This is a genomic window from Bergeyella porcorum (assembly GCF_042427575.1).
GTDB lineage: Bacteria > Bacteroidota > Bacteroidia > Flavobacteriales > Weeksellaceae > Bergeyella > Bergeyella porcorum.
Genome location: NZ_JBHMFD010000009.1, coordinates 21,082 through 42,282 on the forward strand (window position 1 = coordinate 21,082; position 21,201 = coordinate 42,282).

General features: G+C 38.5%; 18 protein-coding genes. 3 read left to right on the forward strand and 15 right to left on the reverse strand.

Features of this window, described 5'->3' with window-relative positions; translation table 11 throughout:
- Positions 1-20 precede the first annotated feature (20 nt).
- Positions 21-407, forward strand: a complete 387-nt coding sequence (locus ACFFUE_RS05675) for an acyl-CoA thioesterase (protein ID WP_327984329.1) — start codon at positions 21-23, stop codon at positions 405-407.
- Between the two features lie 53 nt (positions 408-460).
- Here the strand turns inward: ACFFUE_RS05675 and dgt are convergent, their stop codons facing one another.
- From dgt to ACFFUE_RS05725, 10 genes are all read right to left on the reverse strand, one after another.
- Entirely contained in the window at positions 461-1,816 is a 1,356-nt protein-coding gene (gene dgt / locus ACFFUE_RS05680; RefSeq protein ID WP_327984328.1) for a dGTP triphosphohydrolase, read from the reverse strand.
- Positions 1,817-1,937: 121 nt separating this feature from the next.
- A complete protein-coding gene (locus tag ACFFUE_RS05685) occupies positions 1,938-2,366 on the reverse strand; it encodes a DUF4268 domain-containing protein (RefSeq protein ID WP_327984327.1) in 429 nt (142 codons plus the stop codon).
- An 88-nt stretch (positions 2,367-2,454) separates the two neighbouring features.
- Complete coding sequence (locus ACFFUE_RS05690; protein ID WP_376833406.1) at positions 2,455-4,074, reverse strand: dihydrolipoamide acetyltransferase family protein; 1,620 nt, start codon at positions 4,072-4,074, stop codon at positions 2,455-2,457.
- Positions 4,075-4,193: 119 nt separating this feature from the next.
- Positions 4,194-5,198 carry a pyruvate dehydrogenase (acetyl-transferring) E1 component subunit alpha gene (gene pdhA, locus ACFFUE_RS05695; RefSeq protein WP_327984325.1) on the reverse strand — a complete coding sequence of 335 codons (1,005 nt, stop codon included), beginning with the start codon at positions 5,196-5,198 and terminating at the stop codon, positions 4,194-4,196.
- A gap of 167 nt (positions 5,199-5,365) precedes the next feature.
- Positions 5,366-6,259 (reverse strand): GNAT family N-acetyltransferase, encoded by an 894-nt coding sequence (locus ACFFUE_RS05700; protein WP_376833408.1) that lies wholly within the window; start codon positions 6,257-6,259, stop codon positions 5,366-5,368.
- Positions 6,256-6,933: a RadC family protein gene (gene radC, locus ACFFUE_RS05705; protein WP_376833410.1), complete on the reverse strand. Its 678-nt coding sequence runs from the start codon at positions 6,931-6,933 to the stop codon at positions 6,256-6,258. Before radC ends, ACFFUE_RS05700 begins: the two co-directional genes overlap by 4 nt.
- 127 nt (positions 6,934-7,060) lie before the next feature.
- Positions 7,061-7,726, reverse strand: a complete 666-nt coding sequence (locus ACFFUE_RS05710) for an ABC transporter ATP-binding protein (RefSeq protein WP_376833412.1) — start codon at positions 7,724-7,726, stop codon at positions 7,061-7,063.
- A gap of 35 nt (positions 7,727-7,761) precedes the next feature.
- Entirely contained in the window at positions 7,762-8,580 is an 819-nt protein-coding gene (locus tag ACFFUE_RS05715) for an undecaprenyl-diphosphate phosphatase (protein ID WP_376833414.1), read from the reverse strand.
- Positions 8,581-8,666: 86 nt separating this feature from the next.
- The gene (locus ACFFUE_RS05720) at positions 8,667-8,930 is read right to left on the reverse strand and encodes a DUF3098 domain-containing protein (protein WP_376833416.1); all 264 of its coding nucleotides are present in this window, start codon (positions 8,928-8,930) and stop codon (positions 8,667-8,669) included.
- Positions 8,931-8,933: 3 nt separating this feature from the next.
- Positions 8,934-9,833, reverse strand: a complete 900-nt coding sequence (locus ACFFUE_RS05725; RefSeq protein ID WP_376833418.1) for a cell division protein FtsX — start codon at positions 9,831-9,833, stop codon at positions 8,934-8,936.
- A 206-nt stretch (positions 9,834-10,039) separates the two neighbouring features.
- Here ACFFUE_RS05725 and rsmA point away from each other — a divergent pair, with 206 nt between their 5' ends.
- Positions 10,040-10,810, forward strand: coding sequence for a 16S rRNA (adenine(1518)-N(6)/adenine(1519)-N(6))-dimethyltransferase RsmA (rsmA, locus tag ACFFUE_RS05730; RefSeq protein WP_376833420.1), 771 nt, complete (start codon positions 10,040-10,042; stop codon positions 10,808-10,810).
- Positions 10,811-11,820: 1,010 nt separating this feature from the next.
- Positions 11,821-13,173, forward strand: coding sequence for a magnesium transporter (gene mgtE / locus ACFFUE_RS05735; RefSeq protein ID WP_327984845.1), 1,353 nt, complete (start codon positions 11,821-11,823; stop codon positions 13,171-13,173).
- 79 nt (positions 13,174-13,252) lie between these two features.
- On the opposite strand, the gene ACFFUE_RS05740 is transcribed toward mgtE, so the two are convergent.
- The 5 genes from ACFFUE_RS05740 to ACFFUE_RS05760 all read right to left on the reverse strand — a co-directional run bounded on the left by ACFFUE_RS05740 (position 13,253) and on the right by ACFFUE_RS05760 (position 21,061).
- Positions 13,253-15,187, reverse strand: coding sequence for a TonB-dependent siderophore receptor (locus ACFFUE_RS05740; protein WP_376833423.1), 1,935 nt, complete (start codon positions 15,185-15,187; stop codon positions 13,253-13,255).
- A complete protein-coding gene (locus ACFFUE_RS05745; RefSeq protein WP_376833425.1) occupies positions 15,187-15,462 on the reverse strand; it encodes a hypothetical protein in 276 nt (91 codons plus the stop codon). The genes ACFFUE_RS05740 and ACFFUE_RS05745 overlap by 1 nt, the downstream gene beginning before the upstream one ends.
- Positions 15,463-15,590: 128 nt before the next feature.
- Positions 15,591-16,715: an efflux RND transporter periplasmic adaptor subunit gene (locus ACFFUE_RS05750; protein ID WP_376833427.1), complete on the reverse strand. Its 1,125-nt coding sequence runs from the start codon at positions 16,713-16,715 to the stop codon at positions 15,591-15,593.
- A gap of 13 nt (positions 16,716-16,728) precedes the next feature.
- A complete protein-coding gene (locus tag ACFFUE_RS05755; protein ID WP_376833429.1) occupies positions 16,729-17,946 on the reverse strand; it encodes a TolC family protein in 1,218 nt (405 codons plus the stop codon).
- A gap of 22 nt (positions 17,947-17,968) precedes the next feature.
- The gene (locus ACFFUE_RS05760) at positions 17,969-21,061 is read right to left on the reverse strand and encodes an efflux RND transporter permease subunit (protein WP_376833431.1); all 3,093 of its coding nucleotides are present in this window, start codon (positions 21,059-21,061) and stop codon (positions 17,969-17,971) included.
- Between the last annotated feature and the right edge of the window lie 140 nt (positions 21,062-21,201).

Consider the following 21,201-nt stretch of genomic DNA (forward strand, 5'->3'; position numbering starts at 1 on the left):
AAATTAACATAAGATAAAAAATGAATTACGAAGACAAAATTCAGAGCTCAATTACCAGAGTATTTAAAGTGGTATTTCCTAACATTACCAACCATCACAATACAATGTTTGGTGGTACAGTAATGGAAATGATGGATGAAATTGCCTTTATGACCGCAACCCGTTTTGCAAGAAAATCTTTCGTTACGGTGAGTTGTGATAGAATTGATTTCAAAAAACCTATCCCAGCCGATACTATTGTAGAGCTGATAGGGAAAGTGAAATATGTAGGTAATACCAGCATTAAAGTAAATGTGGAAATCTATATAGAAGAAATGTTTGCCGATGTGCGAGAAAAAGCCGTTTCGGGAGATTTCACCTTAGTAGCCATAGGCGATGATGGCAAGCCTAAAAAAATCTTTGAATAATAGTTTCTAAAAGTAATTTGCTCAGACCACAATAGTCTGAGCATTGTTTTTTTCTACATTGTCATTCCGATATCTATTCCTTTTATTTTTCGGTAGAGGTCGGTTGCAAAATTATCCGTCATTCCCGATACGAAATCCAACACGCCCAAAACCTTCTGGTAAGTACTGCCATCTTCATAGTGAAACTGGGGAGGCATCAGTTGTAAAGATTTTTTATCATAAGAAGTTCGCCTTTCCTTTGGTTTCATTATTGGAAATACAAAATGATTGAGCAACTCATACATCACATTATACCCCGCATTTTCTATCTCTACCACAGAACGATGACCATAGATTTTCTCTATTGAAAATTTTTCTATCTCTTGTAATGAAGGGTTACCTTTCTTGTAAATATCCAGCAATGCCACCTCCAAAGTCCCTGCCAGTATCGCTTCAAAATTTTGCTTAAAAATCTGAAACGATTGATTAATCAAAGCATTAATCACCTTAGCACGGAGATAGGCAATGCGTTCGTTAGCATTGGTAAGCACCGCCATTTTCTCTTCCACTCTTCGGGTGTCTGCATTTTCAGATTTTATCAGTTCAAAAAATAGGTTTTCAATATCCGAAGTTGCCACAATCCCCAGCCTATGGGCATCTTCCATATCTATAATATTGTAGCAAATATCATCTGCCGCCTCCACCAGCCATACAAAAGGATGGCGTCTAAAAATGGTAGGCTCTTCATTTTCTTGTAACATATTTACCGATTGGGCAATGTTCAGAAAGGTTTCTTTTTCGTTTTGGAAAAATCCAAATTTCTTACGATGCAATTCACCTTTTTTCTTAGCAATCGCTTCACAAGGATATTTGGCAATACTTGCCAAGGTGGTATGCGTCAGTTGGGTTCCACCTGCGTCTTTTCCCTGCTGCTGATGCGTCAGTACCCTAATGGCATTGGCATTTCCTTCAAAATTGATTAAATCTGCCCATTCTTTTTCGGTAAAATATTGTTTTAAATCGGATTCATTTCTTTGAAAAAAACTGGCAATAGCATCTTCCCCAGAATGACCAAAGGCAGGATTGCCCACATCGTGGCACAAGCAAGCTGCCGCTACCACATTACTCAGATTATAGAGATAGAAACTCTCTGCCTCTTCGGACAAATCTTTCCCATAATGCTCCACGATAAACTCACCTGCCAAGCTGCCCAAACTTCTTCCTACAGAGGATACCTCCAAAGAGTGCGTCAATCTATTGTGGACAAAGACACTTCCTGGCAAAGGAAACACTTGCGTTTTATTTTGTAACCTTCGGAAAGCTGATGAGAAAATTAATCTATCAAAATCCCTTTGGAAATCCGTTCTTGAAGCCTTGGTTGCCCCGTGATTTCCTGTTCTTTGATTGGTGAATAAACGATTTAAATCCATACGAGCCAAAAGTAAGACTTAAAATTGAATTGTGAAAATCAATACTTGAAAATCGCCATTAGCCACCAGAACTAAAAAATTTTCAAATGAAATATTAATTCATATATATTATTGGGTAAAATTAAATATCTTTAATAAAATCTTCATATTCCCAATAAAATCGTTCGAAGCCATCCATCTCATCATAGAAAAATTCAAAAATATCTCTCCAAGTATCTCTATTAAAAACCGAAACGCCGTGTTTCTCTACCCAAATTCGGCTGATGACCTTGCCATTATCCAACGGATAAAATTCATCTTTATGAAAAGCTCCTACAAAATCTTTTAAAATATCCTCCAAAGACCAGATTTTTTCATAATAAGCATTACGAAACAACTCATCTTTCATCTCTATATCTATGGAAACTTCCGCTTTTTTATTATCCACATAGAATTTAAAAGAGAAATCTTTAATCTTGGTATCATACAATATCCATTTACGAGGAAAAGATTTTCCAAACGCTGTCCAAAACTCCTTTTTTATCTGTTGTGCTTCTTGTTTGCTAAACATTGTTTTCTAAAATAATCCCTACAAAAATAATAAAACCATCTCATTTCAGAGGATGAGATGGTTTTTTAAAATAGTGTTCAATTAAAAGTTATACCAACATTGTTAGAGGTTGCTCCAAGTAAGTTCTCAATGTTTGCAAGAACTCTGCTCCTGTAGCTCCGTCTATCACTCTATGGTCACAAGCCAATGAAAGTTTCATCGTATTGCCCACCACAATCTGTCCATCTTTTACCACTGGTTTTTCTATGATGGCTCCCACAGAAAGAATTGCCGCATTAGGCTGATTGATAATAGATGTAAATGTTTCTATACCAAACATTCCAAGGTTAGAAATAGAGAATGTAGAACCTTCCATTTCGTTGGCTTTCAATCCTTTATTTTTAGCTCTACTTGCCAAGTCTTTCACCGATGCAGAAATCTGATTATAGTTCATAAAATCAGCATTTTTCAATACTGGAACCACCAGACCATCTGGAATAGCCACAGCCACCCCGATATTGATATTACCGTGGTGAACAATTTTATCACCTCCCCAAGAAGAATTAATCTGCGGATGCTTTCTCAATGCCATAGCCGTTGCCTTGATGACCATATCGTTGAAAGAAACTTTGGTATCAGGTAAAGTATTCATCTCTTTTCTAGCTTGGATGGCTTTATCCATATTGATTTCCACCATCAGATAGTAATGTGGTGCAGAGAATTTACTTTCAGAAAGTCGTTTTGCAATAACATTTCTTACTTGCGAATTTGGCGTTTCTGTTGTTTCTCCTGCCACAAAGTTCATAGCCACTTGCTGAGCAGCCGGCTGAGCTACTGCAACATTAGCTGCTACTGCATTAGTTGCCGATGGCTGATAGTTTTCAATATCTTTTCTTACGATTCTTCCATTTTCTCCTGTCCCTTTCAAGGTAGAAATATCAATTCCTTTTTCTTGAGCCATTTTCTTTGCCAAAGGAGAAATCGCAATTCTATCCGAAGTAGTAGCCGAGATAGAAGCAGGTGAAGGTGAAGGTGATGCTACAACTTTTTCTTTATTTTCAGTTTTTGGAGTCTGAGCCTGAGGTTTTGCAGTAGCTCCTCCTCCATTTACAATTGCAGAAACATCTGTTCCCGCAGGTCCAATAATGGCAAGAACGGTATCTACCAAAGAAGCTCCACCTTCGGAAACGCCTTGGTAAAGCAATGTCCCATTAAATTCAGATTCAAAATCCTGAACCGCCTTATCTGTTTCAATTTCTGCTAAAATATCGCCTTCTTTCACAGCATCGCCCACATTTTTGTGCCATTTGGCTACTTTTCCTTCCGTCATTGTATCCGAAAGGCGAGGCATTGTAATCACCTCCACTCCTGCTGGAACTTCGGCTACTGCTTGTGGTTCTGAAGATGGTGTTTCCTCTACTTTTGCCTCTACTGGTGCTGCTTCTGCTTTTGGAGCCGCCCCACCACCGATAAGTGCCGAAATATCCTCACCTGCATTGCCAATAACTGCCAATACAGAATCTACCGCAGCGGCATTCCCTTCTTCTGTCCCGATGTATAGGAGGGTTCCTTTAATTTCAGATTCAAAATCCTGAACCGCTTTATCGGTTTCAATTTCTGCTAAAATATCGCCTTCGTTTACGGCATCTCCTACTTTCTTGTGCCATTTCGCCACTTTTCCTTCCGTCATTGTATCCGAAAGGCGAGGCATTGTAATTATTTCTGCCATAATTTTAATATATTAATGAGGGAATTAGATGATTGAAAAATTAAGCAATGAAATAATGATGTTCACTCTTGCTTGTAGAATTATCTTATTTTCAAATTATCCAATTCTCAAATTAGTTTTTACTGATTTTCAATTTTATCAAGGAAAGGATAATCCTCCTGTGCATATACATACTCGTAGATTTTCTCTGCATCTGGATACGGAGAATTTTCCATAAACTCTACACATTCTTCTACAAAATCTCTGGACTGATTATCCAACGCTTCCAATTCTTCTTCTGTAGCCCATCCATTGGACAAGATTCTTTGTTTTACCAGTTCTATTGGGTCATCTTCTTTATGCATTGCCACTTCTTCCTTAGTTCTATACGGCTCTGCATCCGACATAGAGTGTCCTCTGTATCGGTAAGTTCTTGCTTCTATAAAGGTAGGTCCATCACCTCTTCTCGCTCTTTCAATAGCTTCATAAGCTGCCTCTGCTACTTTCTCTGGGTCCATAGCATCTACTGGCAAGCAAGGCATTTCATAGCCAAGACCTAGTTTGTAAATATCCTCGTGGTTGGCTGTTCTTTTCACGGAAGTTCCCATCGCATATTGGTTGTTCTCCACTACAAATACTACAGGTAATTTCCAATTCATCGCCATATTGAATGTCTCGTGAAGTGAACCTTGTCTGGCAGCACCATCACCGAAGAAACAGATATTCACCGCTTTTCTATCAAAATATTTATCTGCAAAAGCAATCCCTGCTCCTAATGGAATTTGCCCTCCTACAATACCGTGCCCACCATAGAAACGGTGTTCTTTACTGAAAATATGCATAGAACCACCCATACCGCCAGAAGTTCCTGTGGCTTTACCACACAACTCTGCCATTATTCTTTTCGGATCTACGCCCATCGCCATAGGGTGAATGTGGCAACGGTAAGCGGTAATCATACTATCTTTGGTGAGATCCATTGCGTGGGCAAAACCTGCTGGAATAGCCTCCTGACCATTGTAAAGGTGCAAGAATCCACGGATTTTTTGTTTAAGATAAAGAGAACGGCACTTGTCTTCGAACCTTCTCCACATCGTCATATCTGCGTACCATTTTAGGTAAACTTCTTTAGAAAATTCCTTCATTGTTAGTTGAATTATGACTGCAAAAATATGAAATTTATTGTGAAGGATAATCCTATATATTGTAAAAAATAAACTTAGCCGAAATAATTTATTCCAAGCTGTAGCTTAGAAGAGGAACACAACTAAGCAAAAATAAATTAAAACCACTAATTATCAAACATTTAACATTATAATTTCAAAAGTGTTTTGATTAATTCTCGTTTACTTTGGCTCATCACAGAGTAGGTATACTGCCTAGCACCGAAGCGTTGAAAAAAAGTTTCTATCTGCGGCTGATTGCTCCCCATAAAACTAAAATTTCTACATTCTGAAAACTCTTGCAATAGTAAATCTATAAGAATAGATGGGCAATTTTCTTTCAGATACCCAGGATGGTTGATAAGCGAAGTGGAATATACAGTATGCCCATCATCGTAAAGGAAGGCGATGCTTGCCACTTCCCCATCGTAATATAGCGTTCTTATTTTCAGCAAATTACTATCATAATACTTTTGATAAAAACCCAACAAAATAGCTTTAGCTTTATCATCTAATCCTTTAGAATATTGACAAAAAAACGACTTTAATTCTTCCAAATCAATAGATGATTCTAATCTTATTTTCCCTTGATTTTTGGGCAATATTCTTACATTTCTTCTCCTATCAGAAGTATAGTTTTGCCTTATAGCTTCATAAGCATTTTTAGAAATAATATAATTTTTACGCTGTAAAAGTTGGGATTTTAAAAACTGATTTTTCTCGTTAAAAGCATAATAATGAATGCGATACCGCTGTTTCAGTTCAGCAAGAAATGCTTCATTCAATTGAGGCAAATCCTCCTTACTGAATATGCCCAATTGCTGTATACCCAAAGGTATTGTTGCAAATTTAACCCCCAATTTTCGGGTAATGTATATGGGCATCACAGCTAGGTAATCTTCTAAGACTAGAAACTCCCAATGCGAAGCTCCATAAACCTCTAGGCACGCCTGTGTGGCGGAAAAATGATACTGTGCCGAATGGGTTATACAATCGTTATACTTTTCAAAATCTATTTCGTCATATTTCAAACATCGTATCATAATAATCCCTCATTTGAAAAGCTAAAAAAAGAAGTCTGATTCAGAATCAGATGGTCTATCAAGGTAATATTCAACAATTTACCTGCCTGATGTATCTGCTTGGTGATTTTAATATCTTCCTCACTCGGTTGCAAACTTCCTGCAGGGTGATTGTGAGCTAAGAAAATTCCCGTTGCAAAATGGTCTAACGCCGTTTTGAACAAAACCCGCACATCTACCACCGAACTAGAAATCCCCCCTGAAGAAATCTGAGAAAAATGAAGGATTTTATTTTTTTGATTCACAAAAGCTGCCCAGACTTCCTCCGTTTGCAAATCTGAAAGGTAAGGTTTGAAAAACCAAAACGCTTCATTGGGAGATGTTAACGATTTTTTTTCTGCCACTTCTTGCGATGCCCTTCTGCGTCCTATTTCTAAAGCCGCTGCTATGGCAATAGCCTTCGCCTCTCCCACTCCATTGAATTTCATTAAATCTTTGATGGATAATCTGCTGAGCTGATGCCAATTGTTCCCCACCGATTGTAAAATTCTTCGGCTAAGTTCCACGGCACTTTCATCTCTATTACCACTCCCGATGATGATTGCCAAAAGCTCTGCATCCGAAAGTGTATTTTTCCCTTTCAGTATAAATTTTTCTCTCGGGCGGTCATCTTCCGCTAGGAATTTTATAGACATCGCGTCAGGATTAAATCATTAAAATATTTCAAACATTTAAAATCTATTTTCTAATCTCCAACTTCTAACCTCTAATTTCTAAACTCTAACCTCTAATTTCTAAACTCTAACCTCTAATTTCTAACCTCTAAACAATCAATCCATCTTTCATCACCAGTTTCCTATCGGTAATCTCTGCCAGCTCTTTATTGTGTGTTACGATAACGAAGGTTTGGTTGTATTTATCCCTTAAATCAAAAAACAATTGGTGCAAATCATCGGCATTTTTAGAGTCCAAATTTCCCGTAGGCTCATCTGCAAAAATAATTTTAGGAGCATTAATCAAAGCCCTTGCTACAGCCACTCTTTGTGCTTCCCCTCCTGAGATTTCATTAGGCTTATGATGCACTCGCTCGGCGATATTAAGGTCTTCAAAAAGGCTGAAGGCTTTTTCCAAATAATCTTTTTCATTCTTCCCCGCAATGCGTATTGGCAAAAGTACATTCTCCAATGCGGTAAACTCTGGTAAAAGCTGATGAAACTGAAATACAAAGCCTATATTTTCATTTCTAAATTTGGAAAGCTCCTTATCTTTCATATTGATAAAGGATTTCCCATCAATCTGAATTTCAGTTTGATATTTAGACGGATGCGAAGGAATATCTAGGGTTCCTAAAATCTGAAGTAAGGTAGATTTTCCAGCTCCAGATTCTCCCACAATGGAAACCACCTCTCCTTCTTTGATGTGCAAATCTACACCCTTCAGCACCTCCAAATCTCCGTAATATTTATGTATGTTTCTTGCTATAATCATTGTTTCAAATGTATTAATTTATCGCAAATGAGCGATTATTTTGTGGAATAAAAATAAACCAATAGTACAATCCCCACAATGATTCTGTACCAACCCCAAAATTTGAATCCATATTTGGTAAGCACGGCAATAAAAGTCTTCACGGCAATCATCGCCACAATAAACGCCACAATATTCCCTACGATGAAGACCTGAATATTTTCTGACGATGCCATTATCATTTCATAACCTTTCTGAGGGTGTCCTGTGGCTTCGCCCCAAGTTTTTACAAAAACTGAATAGACCGTTACGGCAAGCATTGTAGGCACTGCCAAGAAGAATGAAAACTCCGCAGCTGCTTTTCGGCTAAGCCCTTGCGTCATCCCTCCAATGATAGATGCCGCAGAACGCGATGTCCCTGGCATCATTGCCAAACATTGCCAAAATCCTATAATAATGGCTTTTTTTATGCTGATTTCCTTCTCATCATCTATCTTAGGATTTTTAAACCATTCATCCACAAACAATAATACCACACCTCCTAAAATCAGTACTGTGGAAATGGCTATTTGATTACCTAAAACAGCTTCTATCTTATCATCAAACAACTTGCCTAATACCAAAGCAGGAATCACTGCGAAGGCTAGCTTGATGTAAAAATTCAGATTAGAAAAGTTGAAAAACTTTTTCCAATACAACACCACGATAGACAATATCGCTCCAAACTGTATAGACACCTGAAACATTTTGAGGTATTCTGTTTCTTCCATTCCCATCAGAGCTGCTGTAAACCCCATATGTGCTGTGGAAGAAATGGGCAGATACTCTGTAAGCCCTTCTACTATTGCAATGATAATTGCTTGTATTAAATCCATCTTTATTTTTTCGCTTTATTAAAACAAAACTTTGCCGAAGTTTTTACCCAAAACCTCAACAAAGTTATTCTATTATTTCTATTGTATTAACGCTGTTTTTTCAGAATAGCATAGACCTCTACGGCAAATCCTAAAATCACCAATAGCGGTGCTATTCTAATCCTCAGTACAGAAAAAATACCATCGTTCCATTGGTTAGGGTCATACTTGCCATCCACGGTATTGGCATCTGCTCCCAACATCAGTACAAATCCCAAAGCAATAAGCCCTAAACCGATGAGCATCCATTTATAATTATCTTTCCCGAAGTAAAATCCAAAGGTCTTAGATTCGTCTTTTAGCTGTTTCATCTTTTAGTTATAATAAAGATTATCAATATTCGCTTTTAAGAATCTCCAAGTTGCAAAAATGGTACTGATAACGGTGATGAATATCCCTACACCTAATACCAATAAAACCAACCATAAGTATTTCACATCACTAGGAATAAAGGCTTCACCAATCTCTTGTGTAAAATAATACCATACGCCAAATAATGCCAATAATCCCAAAACAGACCCTACTAAGCCTAATAATACCGCTTCTAAAATAAACGGCTTTAGGATAAATCTTCTTCTAGCCCCTACCAGCTGCATTGTCTTGATGATAAATCTTTTGGAGAAAATTTTCAATCGGATAGAGTTATTAATCAACACCACAGCCAAAACCAAAAATAAAATAGAAAATCCTAAAATCCATTTTAAAATTCTATTAAGGTTGTTGTAAACCTCTACCATCAGAGAGCTATTATTTTTCACTTCTTCTACCCCTGGTACTGCCTGCAATTGCTTCAAAGCATCATCTATCTTAGCTGGGTCCACATACTCAGGTTTCAGTGCGACCTCCACAGAAGACGGAAAAATATTAGCATCAAAAAGAGCATCGCTATCTATCCCCATACTCTTTTTAGCCTCTTTTGTAGCCATTTCTCGGGAAATATAAGTTGCTCGCTTCACAGGTTCTAACACCTGAATTTTGTGAAATGCTTCTTGTTCTAACTTAGCAACTTTTGCTGAATCTTTGGGGTCATAATTATCATCAAAATAAGCATTGACTACCAATTGCTCTTTGATATAATCCGAATATTTCTGTGCATTGATAAGAATAAGCCCCATTAGTCCCAATAAAAACAATACTAATGCAATGGAAATGACCACCGTAATATTGCTGGAACGGAGTCTTCGCTTATTAAAATCATCAACTGTTTTTGACATCAAATAAAATTTTTGGCTAAAATAGAAAAAAACTTCCGAAATTTGCCGAAATTGGCGTTAAAAAATCTGTTAAAAAACCTATAAAATCTTCCGTTTTGGTGATGAAATTAACCATTAAAGTTTGTTTTACAAGCATTTAGAATTTCAAAAAACATTGATAAACCAAAGGAACAACAGATGGATTATCCCTGATAAACAAAATACTTATGAGCGTAAAGGCAAAAAAACACCTCGGGCAGCATTTCCTTACAGATGAAAATATTGCAAAAAAAATAGTAGATGGATTATCTTTCTTTGGATACCATAGCGTCTTAGAGGTAGGCCCTGGGATGGGCGTTCTCACCAAATATCTTTTGGAAAAAGATACCTCCCTCTACCTTGCAGAAATAGATACCGAGTCTATTGACTATCTAAAAAATCATTACAGTGCCATTACAGATGCCACCTTTGTAGGTGATTTTTTAAAAACAGATTTTTCCAGCATCACCCCAAAGCCATTGGCTGTTATTGGTAATTTTCCGTATAATATTTCCTCTCAGATTCTTTTTAAGATTGTGGACCATTTCCAAGAGATTCCAGAGATGGTGGGAATGTTTCAAAAAGAAGTTGCCGAGCGTACGGCTGCCGTACCTCGCACCAAAGATTATGGTATTTTATCCGTATTGGTACAGGCATACTATGAAGTGAAGTATCTATTTACCGTTCACGAGAATGTCTTTAACCCTCCACCTAAAGTAAAGTCTGGCGTTATCCGCCTAAGTCGAAATCCTAAGGCAGGACTAGAAGGCAACGAGGTTTTATTTAAACAAATTGTAAAAGCGGGGTTCAATCAAAGGAGAAAGAAACTCTCTAATGCCCTGAAGGTATTGAACATTCCTGAAACTTTGAAGTCTCATCCGTTTTTAGACCAGCGAGCTGAGGAACTTTCCGTGGAAGATTTCATCCAATTTGCTACACTTTGGAAAGAGGCACTTTGATATAAAAATCATAGCAAATACCTATAACTAATAAAATCATTTTTGTTGGTTAAATATTTTAGTAAATCTGTAACTATAATGTTCGCCTGTTCCCCGAAAGGAGCAAAAGTTATAATGTTATTCTTGAATTTTGAAGAAAGAGCAAAGAAGAAAGAAAAAAAGACCATCAACCGACAACCAACAACTATCAACCATTTTTGAGTTCTGAGTTTTGAGTTTTTGACAATTAACCATTGATAATTAACAATTAATAAAAGACCATCAACCAATTCCAAGTTTTGAGTGTTGAGTGTTGAATCAGCCCCCTAGCCTCCGAAGGGGAAACTACCAGCAACCAACAACTATCAACCACTAAATTGATACCCCTCAACCACTAAATTAATACCCCTCAACCACTAAATTGATACCCCTCGACCATTAAGTTAATACCCCTCGACCATTAAGTTAATACCCTTCGACCATTAAATTAATACCCATCAACCACTAAATTAATACCCCTCAACCACTAAATTGATACCCCTCGACCATTAAGTTAATACCCCTCGACCACTAAGTTAATACCCCTCAACCACTAAATTAATACCCCTTGACCACTAAATTGATACCCATACCAGTTCTAAGTTCTAAGTGCTGAGTTTTGAGTTTTCATCAATTAACCATTAACCATTGATAATTAATAATTAATAGACAACCAACAACCAACTTGTGTTTTGAGTTTTGAGTTGTTGAGGAAAGAAGAAAGAGGAAAGAAGAAAGACCTCTTAACCTTCTAGCTTTTTAGCTTTCTAACAATTGAAAACCATTAACCATTGACAATTAACAATTAATAAACGACCATCAACCAATTCCAAGTTTTGAGTATTGAGTGTTGAGTTTTCAACAATTAACCATTGACAATTAACAATTAGTAAACGACCAACAACTATCAACCATTTCATACCGTTTTCTTTCAATAAATTATTATTTTTGCACTTTAAAATCTTCATCAATCTTAATACACCTTTCTTATTTTGGCTGACGAAACACTGAACATACAAGAGCAACTGAAAAATGCCATTCTACAACATAATGTAGGTGATGCTTCTGCCATTATCTCCGAAATGGAGGCGGTGGATATTGCCCATTTCTTTGAGCAATTGGATACCGAAAATCAAACCTTCCTCTATGACTTGATGAACAATGAGCAATCTGCAGAGATGCTCTTGGAAATCGATGAAGATAAAAGAAAAAAATTCCTCAGCACCCTATCATCAAAAGAAATTGCAGATGAAATTATCAATGAAATTGATTCTGATGATGCCGCAGACCTTATTGGTGAACTTCCCGAAAATCAACAGGATGAAATCATCCAGCAAATTGATGATAAAGACCACGCCCAAAGCATTGTAGATTTATTAAGATATGATGAAGATACTGCAGGGGGGCTTATGGCAACGGAATTGGTAAAGGTAAACCAAGACCTATCCATCATTGCAGCAGTAAAGGAAATGAGAAAACAAGCCGAAGAAATGGCAGAGGTTTACTCTATCTATGTGGTAGATGAAAATGATAAACTCTTGGGAACACTCAGCTTGAAAAAACTCCTTACTACCAGTTCCTCTACCAAGGTTTCTAATGTTTTCAATTCTAAAATCCGTTCGGTAAAAGATTCTGAAGAAGCCGAAGAGGTGGCAAGAATGATGCAAAAATACGACCTCTTTGAGGTTCCCGTAGTAGATTCATTAGGAAAATTGGTAGGGCGAATTACCATTGACGATGTGATGGATTTCATCAAAGAAGAAACCGAGAAAGACTACCAGCTCGCTTCGGGGATTTCTATAGATGTGGACCACACCGATAATATCTTCCATATGACCAAAGCAAGGTTGCCTTGGCTCTTTATTGGGATGGTAGGAGGACTTATTGGTTCACGCGTTTTGCAAGGGAATCAATCTGCATTGGAAAGCGTTCCTGCTCTGATGTTCTTTGTCCCTCTCATTGCAGCTACAGCAGGCAACATTGGCGTACAAGCCTCTGCCATCATTGTACAAGGTTTAGCCAATGACACTTTGGGACGCGATACCTTCAAGACATTAGCCAAAGAAGTGAGCGTTTCTGCCGCATCGGGGATTATCCTTTCTCTGATTATTTTCGCTTTCAATCTCCTGATTAACCATCACGATTTCACCATTTCTATGACCATTTCTCTGTCTCTTCTGGCAGTGATAATGGTTGCCGCTGTTATTGGTACCATTGTTCCCATTATCTTGGACAAAAACAAAATAGACCCCGCCATTGCAACAGGCCCCTTCATCACCACCTCTAATGACATCCTCGGTGTACTGATTTATTTCTCTATCGCTAAGATGATTTTACAGATTTAAGGATTTTTACATCGTTTTAATACTAACAAAAAAAAGCCCAACTGCTATTTATTCTCAGTTGGGCTTTTTTTAGTATCCTTTAGAATTTATAGTTGAGCTGTACAGCAAAATTTCGTGGGTCTGTTCTATTGAGATAACCGCCACGGAAATATGCGGAATAGCCAATAGAGTCTGTAAGATTGTTTGCAAATACTCTGATGCCCATATTTTTACAAGTGTATCCCACTTGTGCATTGATGGTGGTATAAGCTTTCAAATAAAATGGAGCTACTCCTGGTATCGCATCATTTTCGTGTCCACGGCTGATTACAGTTTGAGTATGGTCATTTACTGGTCTTTCACCTATATAATAAACCCCTCCACCGAAGTTGAGCCCCTTTAAAACTCCTTCTTTCACCGTATAATTGAGCCAGCCATTGGCTGTATGTTTTGCGGCCATCATTGGAGCAGAGCCTTCTACAAAGGCTGGCGTGTTTTTATATTTCGCATCAAGGTAAGCGTATCCTGCCATTACCTCAAGTTGTGGAAGAAGTTTACCTATCAGGTCTATTTCCACCCCTTTTCTGGTAAGGTCTCCTGCAAATTCATAGAGGTTGGTAGCAATATTAGGATCGGTTCTTACTTCATAAGTAAGGTTGTTCATATCCATTGAGTAAAGGTTGATGTTAAATCTCAATTTTTCATCAAACCAATCAGATTTAATCCCCGCTTCCCATTGTCTTGTCACTGAAGGACCTGCTGTGCCGCCATTTATCATCACTCTATTCACTGTTCTTAAGTCTGTAGTATTGGTATAAGACCCATAAACATTGATGTTTTCTCTTGGTGCAATCATCAATCCGAAAGATGGATTCCAAGCATCTTTTTGTCCTTCTCTTGGTCCATTGAATGAGCTATACCTCACACCCATTATGGCTTTTACATATTTTCCAATGTGCATTACTTCCTGAGCCATTAGCCCCACTGAAGGATTTTTTGCAGTATAAGTTCTACCAAGGAGCTGCAATAGACCAACATTGACATCCGAAGGCAAAATATTATTAACATCTTGCGTCACATCTATCACTCCCGCAGAGACATAGGTAACCCTTTGGTTTTGTCCATTGACGGTTCTGGTATAGCCATAAGCATCGGAGAATGTCTCAGATTCTTTCCAATCGAAGCCTACTTGGAAGGTGTGTTTTAGAAATCCTGTTTTCACCTCCTGCCCTATAAAATCAAACTGAAAAACTTTGGAACGATCCTCAGAGTAGCCTTTTGCTTTTCTTCTTTCTCTCATTTCATAGCCTTGCCCTCTCACTGCTGCGAGGCTGGTGGTTTCAGAATCGTTAGAATTATCAGAAGACATATAAGCTGCTCTTAATTTGAACTTATCAGAAAGTTTTCTCTCAGCCGTTATCATATAGCTAAAAGACTTTGTTAATGCCTTATCCGAAGCGAAGCCCAAGAACTTGTTTTTCGGCATATCATAGATGGCATAAGTATCGTTTGCTGCTAAGTTTACCGTACCTTGGTTGGGCGTTCTTTCATTATGAAGGTAATCCATTTCTGCTATAATGCTGGTTTTATCATCTGGACGAAATGCAACCGAAGGATTAATGTAAATTCTTTCTCCCTCTACATAATCCACATAAGATTTATTGTTTTGATAAGCTGCATTAAACCTTACTGCCACCTTCCCTTGATTGTCCAAAACTCTTTGGAAGTCCACTGTCGGGCGATACATATCCCAACTTCCATATCGGAAACCTACATTGGTAGCATTATAAAATCTAGGGGGTTTGGTTACCAAATTAATCACGCCTCCTGCTGCTCCTAGTGCATTTCCGATACCTTGGGTAATTGCTGCTGAACCTCTAATCACTTGGATGCTTTCTATTCCCTGCATATCGGCAATCATAGAGCTCGTTCTAAAATCAGAGTTCATTAGAACACCGTTTTTCAGCGTAGGCGTTCCACGGTATCCACGGATAGACATACTCTCTGCACCTCCTCCATAGTTGCTAAACAACACTACCCCAGGGATATTTTTAGCGGCATCGGTAATGGTGAGTGCCCCATTTCCTCTATTGCTTTATGAGAAATAATAGAAATACTTTGGATTTGATCTCTCGGTTTTAGAGGAAGACGGGTAATGATTTCCATCCCACGAGGTTGTTTTTTCTTCTCTCCGAAAAGTTCAATTTCATCTATTTTAGACTCTTTTCCCAGAGAATCTCTCTGTTTCTTCTGAGCATCTACTGATACCAATCCTATCAGTAAACTAACACCTATATATGCTTTTTTCATAATTAAAACTTTCCGCAAATATAGTTGTTTTTAAATAGTCTAAATAAAATTTATTTTATGATTTTTATCACGTATGGAGTATTAAAAACAACAAAAAAATAAGCTATCCAAAAAGGGAGGTTTCACATCTATTCTTCCACATTTTTCAGTGCCATTAGCAATTGGTAGGCTCCTTTGGTTACGATGGATTTATTGGCGTGGGGTTCAAAATTCAGAAGTTCGGTAAAGCCATTTTCAGAATCACCTATGGTAATCAGCAGCATTTTGTAGGTATTGGGTTGGGTTTCCTCAAAAATGTATTGCTTGCCCTCCCAACTGACGATGGCGTCGTCTGGCACCACAGTACCTTTCTTAGAGGCTATTTCTACATCGGCATTCATAAAAGTTCCAACGATGAGTTCCTGACTGGCATCTGCCAACTGACATTGTACTAAAACGCTTCTATCCATTGCCATATCTTTCCCTATAGACTTGATGGTTGCTGCATATTTTTTTGTAGGATTTTGATTGGTATATGCCCATACTTTTTGCCCTACGCTTAACTGTACCAAATCTTTTTCAAAAGCTTTCAACATCAGGTAGATATGCTTGTTGTTCACGATTTCATACAGCACATCGGCAGTGGTTACATATTGCCCTATACTGGCATTTACCTTAGAGATATATCCCGATATAGGGGCTACCACACGCACGGTCTGTGTGATGTTTCCTGTACGCACGCTATTGGGGTTGATGCCATAGGCTCTGAGTTGAGAGGCAATTCCTTGCACAGAAGCACTTTGAGACTGTGCTTCGTTGGCTGCTCTTTGGGTTACCTTGTCTGATGCTGCCTGATATTGGTTGAGGTATTTTTGGCGTTCGTAATCTTTCTGAGCATACGCCAGATTGGATTTTGCTTGTAAATATTCTTGCTGAAGCCTTGCCAAATCTGGATTTTCTATCACAGCCAAAGTTTGTCCTTTTGAGACATAATCACCTGGCAAAAAACGCATTGTCTGTACCATACCTCCCGAAAGCGAAGACACACTCGCCACATCAGACGGCGGTGTATCTATCTGCCCTGAAAGGATGATTTTGTTAGAAATATCTTGCTGATGGACATTTTCTACCACTACCCCTGCATTTTTTTTCTGCAAAGCGGTGAGGGTAATTTCATTTTCTGTTTTGGTGTACACTTCCTCTGTGGTGGTATTTTCTTTGTTAGAACAAGAAAATAGTAAACCGAGGGCTAATATCGCGATGATGGATTTCATAATCATTTTTATTTTAATTGTTTGCACTTAGATAATTGAGTTCTATGACCTTTTCGTTGAGCATTTTCTGTGCATCGAGGTATCGGTTTTGAATGTCTAACGCTTGATTAATCAATGTGGTGTATTCTAAATAATTGGTTTCTCCTTCTTGCAAAAGCAATTGGGCGGTAAATAGAATGGTTTCTGCATTTTTCAATCCTTTTGATTGATAATATGCTATTTCAGATTTCAGTTTTAGATACTCGCTATAGGCGGTTGCATACTGATTTTTAAAGTTTTTCACTGCCTGATTGTAATTGTTTTCGGCAATTTGCTGATTCACTTTCTGCCCTTCAATCACCGATTTTTGTGCGGCATTAAAAATCGGAATCGCCACGCCTACCACACCACTTTGGAAGCGATGCGTGCCATTGTAGTGGATGTTATCTGCCCCTGTACCTTTCATCGACATCGAATTGATTCCTATAGAAAAGCTCGGTAAAAGTTTGGATTTTTCGGCTTCTAAACGGGCGTTTTCTATAGATTTCTGATAGTCTAATTGCTCTAAAACCAATGGATTTCCAGAAAACTGTGCATCGTAATCAAATGACGAAGTGTAGAAATTACTCGGTATATTCACATATTGTTGCTCTTCATCATTGATTAAAAAATTGAATTGCTGCAATAGAACCGCCTTGTCTTGCGTAGCGTTATTCAACTGAATTTGCATTTGGCTACGATATGCTTCGGCAGTTGTTTTCTCCAAAATATTGCTTTCACCTTTCTTCAATCTCAGTTCGGCTATGTGGTAATATCTAGAATAGATGCTATCGCCTTTTTTTAGGAGTTTTTGCTTTTCATCGATATAATTCAACTGATTGTATATCATCTGAATATCCCTCTTCAATTGCCATTTTTGCACTTCTAATCCCAATTGTGCATTTTGCCACTCGTGTTCTAAAACCAATTTTTGAGCGTTGTAAAACTTAGGCAATCTTAGGGTTTGCGTCACAGAAATTCTATTATCCACATAAGCAGAGTTAATTTGTCCTACTTCTGCAGACACATTCAGTGGGTCTATTGCTACATAAGACCGTTTCATTTTTTCTTGATAATCTATTCTTAGTTTTCCAGATTTTATATCCAAATTATTCTGAAATGCCTTGCTGTAAGCCTCTTCTAAACTGATGGGTACTTGTCCCCAGCTCCACAAAGGCAACCACAGCAGTAGATATTTTATATATTGTCTCATTGTATTCTTATTGAATTAGTATTTATTGAAGGTCTTCTTGCTGGTGCGATTTTTTGGTAAAATGTTTTTCAAACCAAATGTACATCACAGGAAGAAGATACAAGGTGAGGAATGTCGCTAAGAGCAATCCTCCAATGACTACCGTTGCCAAAGGATGCTGTACCTCAGCTCCTTCTCCAGTAGAAGTTGCCATCGGAAGGAAGCCCAATGAAGCTACAAAAGCCGTCATCAGCACGGGGCGTAATCGGGTTTTTCCACCTAATTTTACCACATCTTTCAGGTCGGTAAGACTTTCTTTCTGTCGGTTAAATTCTGCTACGAGCACAATTCCGTTGAGCACCGCAACCCCAAAAAGAGCGATGAAGCCAACACCTGCCGAAATACTAAAATTCATATCCCGAATCCAAAGCGAGAAAATTCCTCCAATGGCAGATAGCGGAATTGCAGAAAAAATGAGGAAGCCATATTTTACCGAGTTGAACGCGAAATACAACAACAATAAAATCAAAAACAAACTCACCGGAACGGCAATGAGCAATCGGGATTTTGCTTGCTGAAGGTTTTCAAAAGTTCCTCCGTATTTAATAGAATATCCCGCAGGCAACTTCAGTTCTTGCTCTACCTTTGTTTGTAGTTCTTCCACTGTAGATTGGATATCTCTATCTCTTACATTGAAGCCCACCACAATACGGCGCATTGCATTTTCTCTTTGGATTTGATTGACACTTTCTTTGAGCTCAACTTTTGCCACTGCACTTAGTGGAATTTCGGTGCCGTTGGGCGTTGGTATCAAAAGGTTGTTGACATTATCCACATTCTCTCTCTGCTCGCCTTCTAAACGCACCACCAAATCAAACTTTTTCTCTCCTTCATATACCGCACCTGCTACTTGCCCAGCAAAGGCGGTGTTCACCATATTATTGATATGGTTGACATCCAATCCGTATTGAGAAATTGCCTCTCTATTGTAGGAGATGATAATCTGCGGAACACCAGAGATGGGTTCTACATAAATATTCTGAGCCCCTTGTACCTTTTTAGAAATTTCGCCCAATTTTTCGGCATAGACCTTCAAGGTATCTAGATTTTCGCCAAAGATTTTGCACACCACATCTTGTCTAGCCCCCGTCATCAGTTCGTTAAAACGCATTGCCACAGGATATTGAAAAGAATAGGTAACACCTATGAGGTTTTTCTTCAACTCTGCCGACATCTTTTCTGCCAGTTCATCATAGGTTTTGGCAGAAGTCCATTCTTCACGTGGTTTTAGGATAATCATCATATCGCTGGCATCTATCGGCATTGGGTCTGTAGGGATTTCGCTACTTCCTGTTTTACCTACGATTTTTTCTATTTCAGGGAATTTTTTCAGCAATACTTTTTGAGATTTCAATACGGCTTCTGTAGAAGTTTCTAGGTTACTTCCTGGCAACACTCTGGTATCTACGGCAAAATCCCCTTCGGGCAAGGTAGGGATAAACTCCCCTCCCAATCTAGACATCGTAAATACGGCAACAAAAAACAAGGCTACTACGCCAAAAAACACCCAGTTTTGCACTCTAATGACGCGGTCTAAAGAGGATTCATAGAAATGCTCTAGTTTCTCCATCACCCTATCGGAAATCGTTTTCTTGTGGCTAATGTTTTTAGAAAGTACCAAAGACCCCATCATTGGCACATAGGTAAGCGATAAAATAAACGCTCCTAATAGTGCGAATATCACGGTTTGTGCCATTGGCTTGAACATTTTTCCTTCGATGCCTTGTAGGGTAAGAATAGGCAGGTAAACCATTAGAATGATAATTTGCCCAAATACTGCGGAGTTCATCATTTTGCTGGCAGAGGTTTTTACTTCCTCGTCCATTTGCGATTGGGACAGTTTTCTATTCTGAAGAAGTCCATTGCCATGTAGCTTGTGCAGCACCGCTTCTACAATAATTACGGCACCGTCCACAATCAGTCCGAAATCTAGAGCACCTAGACTCATCAGGTTTCCAGAGACGCCAAAAATATTCATCATAATAATGGCAAAAAGCATCGATAGTGGAATGACAGATGCTACCAGAAAACCTGCTCTAAGGTTTCCAAGGAATACCACCAATACGAAAATAACAATGAGTGCCCCTTCTATCAAGTTTTTAGAAACGGTACCTATGGCGTTGTTTACCATTTTGGTTCTGTCCAAAAACGGTTCTATTTTCACCCCTTCGGGCAGTGTTTTTTCAATCTCGGCAATTCTATCTTTTACTTTGGCAATCACCTCGTTAGAGTTAGCACCTTTCATCATCATTACCACAGCTCCAGCCACTTCGCCCTCACCGTTGTAGGTCATTGCACCATAGCGAATGGCTTTTCCGTACTGTACTTTTCCAATGTTTTTGATGTAAATAGGCGTGCCATCAGCGAGGTTTTTCACCATAGTATTTTCGATATCGGCAATTTTCCCTAATAAACCTTCGGTTCTGATGAACAAGACATTAGGCCCTTTTTCTATATAAGCCCCACCGGTGTTTTGGTTGTTTTTTTGAAGAGCATCAAAAACCTCCGTCATCGTTACGCCCATCGCCTTTAGCGTGGCAGGATTGATGGCTACTTCATATTGTTTTAAATCTCCTCCAAAGCTGGCAACATCTGCTACTCCTTCGGTTCCTAATAGCTGACGACGCACCACCCAATCTTGTATGGTTCTAAGTTCCATCGCATTATAGCGGTGCTCAAATCCCTTTTTAGGACGAATGGCATATTGGTAAATTTCTCCCAATCCTGTGGAAATAGGAGCCATAGTAGGTGTTCCCAAACTCTGAGGAATTTCTTTGGAAACCTGTTGCAAACGCTCTGCTACCTGCTGGCGTGCCAGATAAAGGTCTATATCATCGTGGAACACAATGGTGATTACCGATAAACCAAACCTTGAAAAACTTCGCATCTGCTTGATGCCCTGAATGTTGTTATTGGCTTGTTCGAGCGGAAAAGTGATAAAACGCTCTACATCGGTAGCACCTAAGCTGGGAGATACCGTGATGATTTGCACCTGATTGTCTGTAATATCTGGTACGGCATCTATGGATAGTTTTTTGAGTTCGAATAATCCATAAACCAGTAAGCCTAAAGTCATTAAAGCAATAACTAGCTTGTTTTTTATAGAGAACTCTATAATTTTACTTAACATATATTTAATTGAAATAAAAGTTTGACTTTGTTTTAAAAGGCATTTGTCCTACATTGTACAATGAGGAATATCAAAAAGCCATAAGC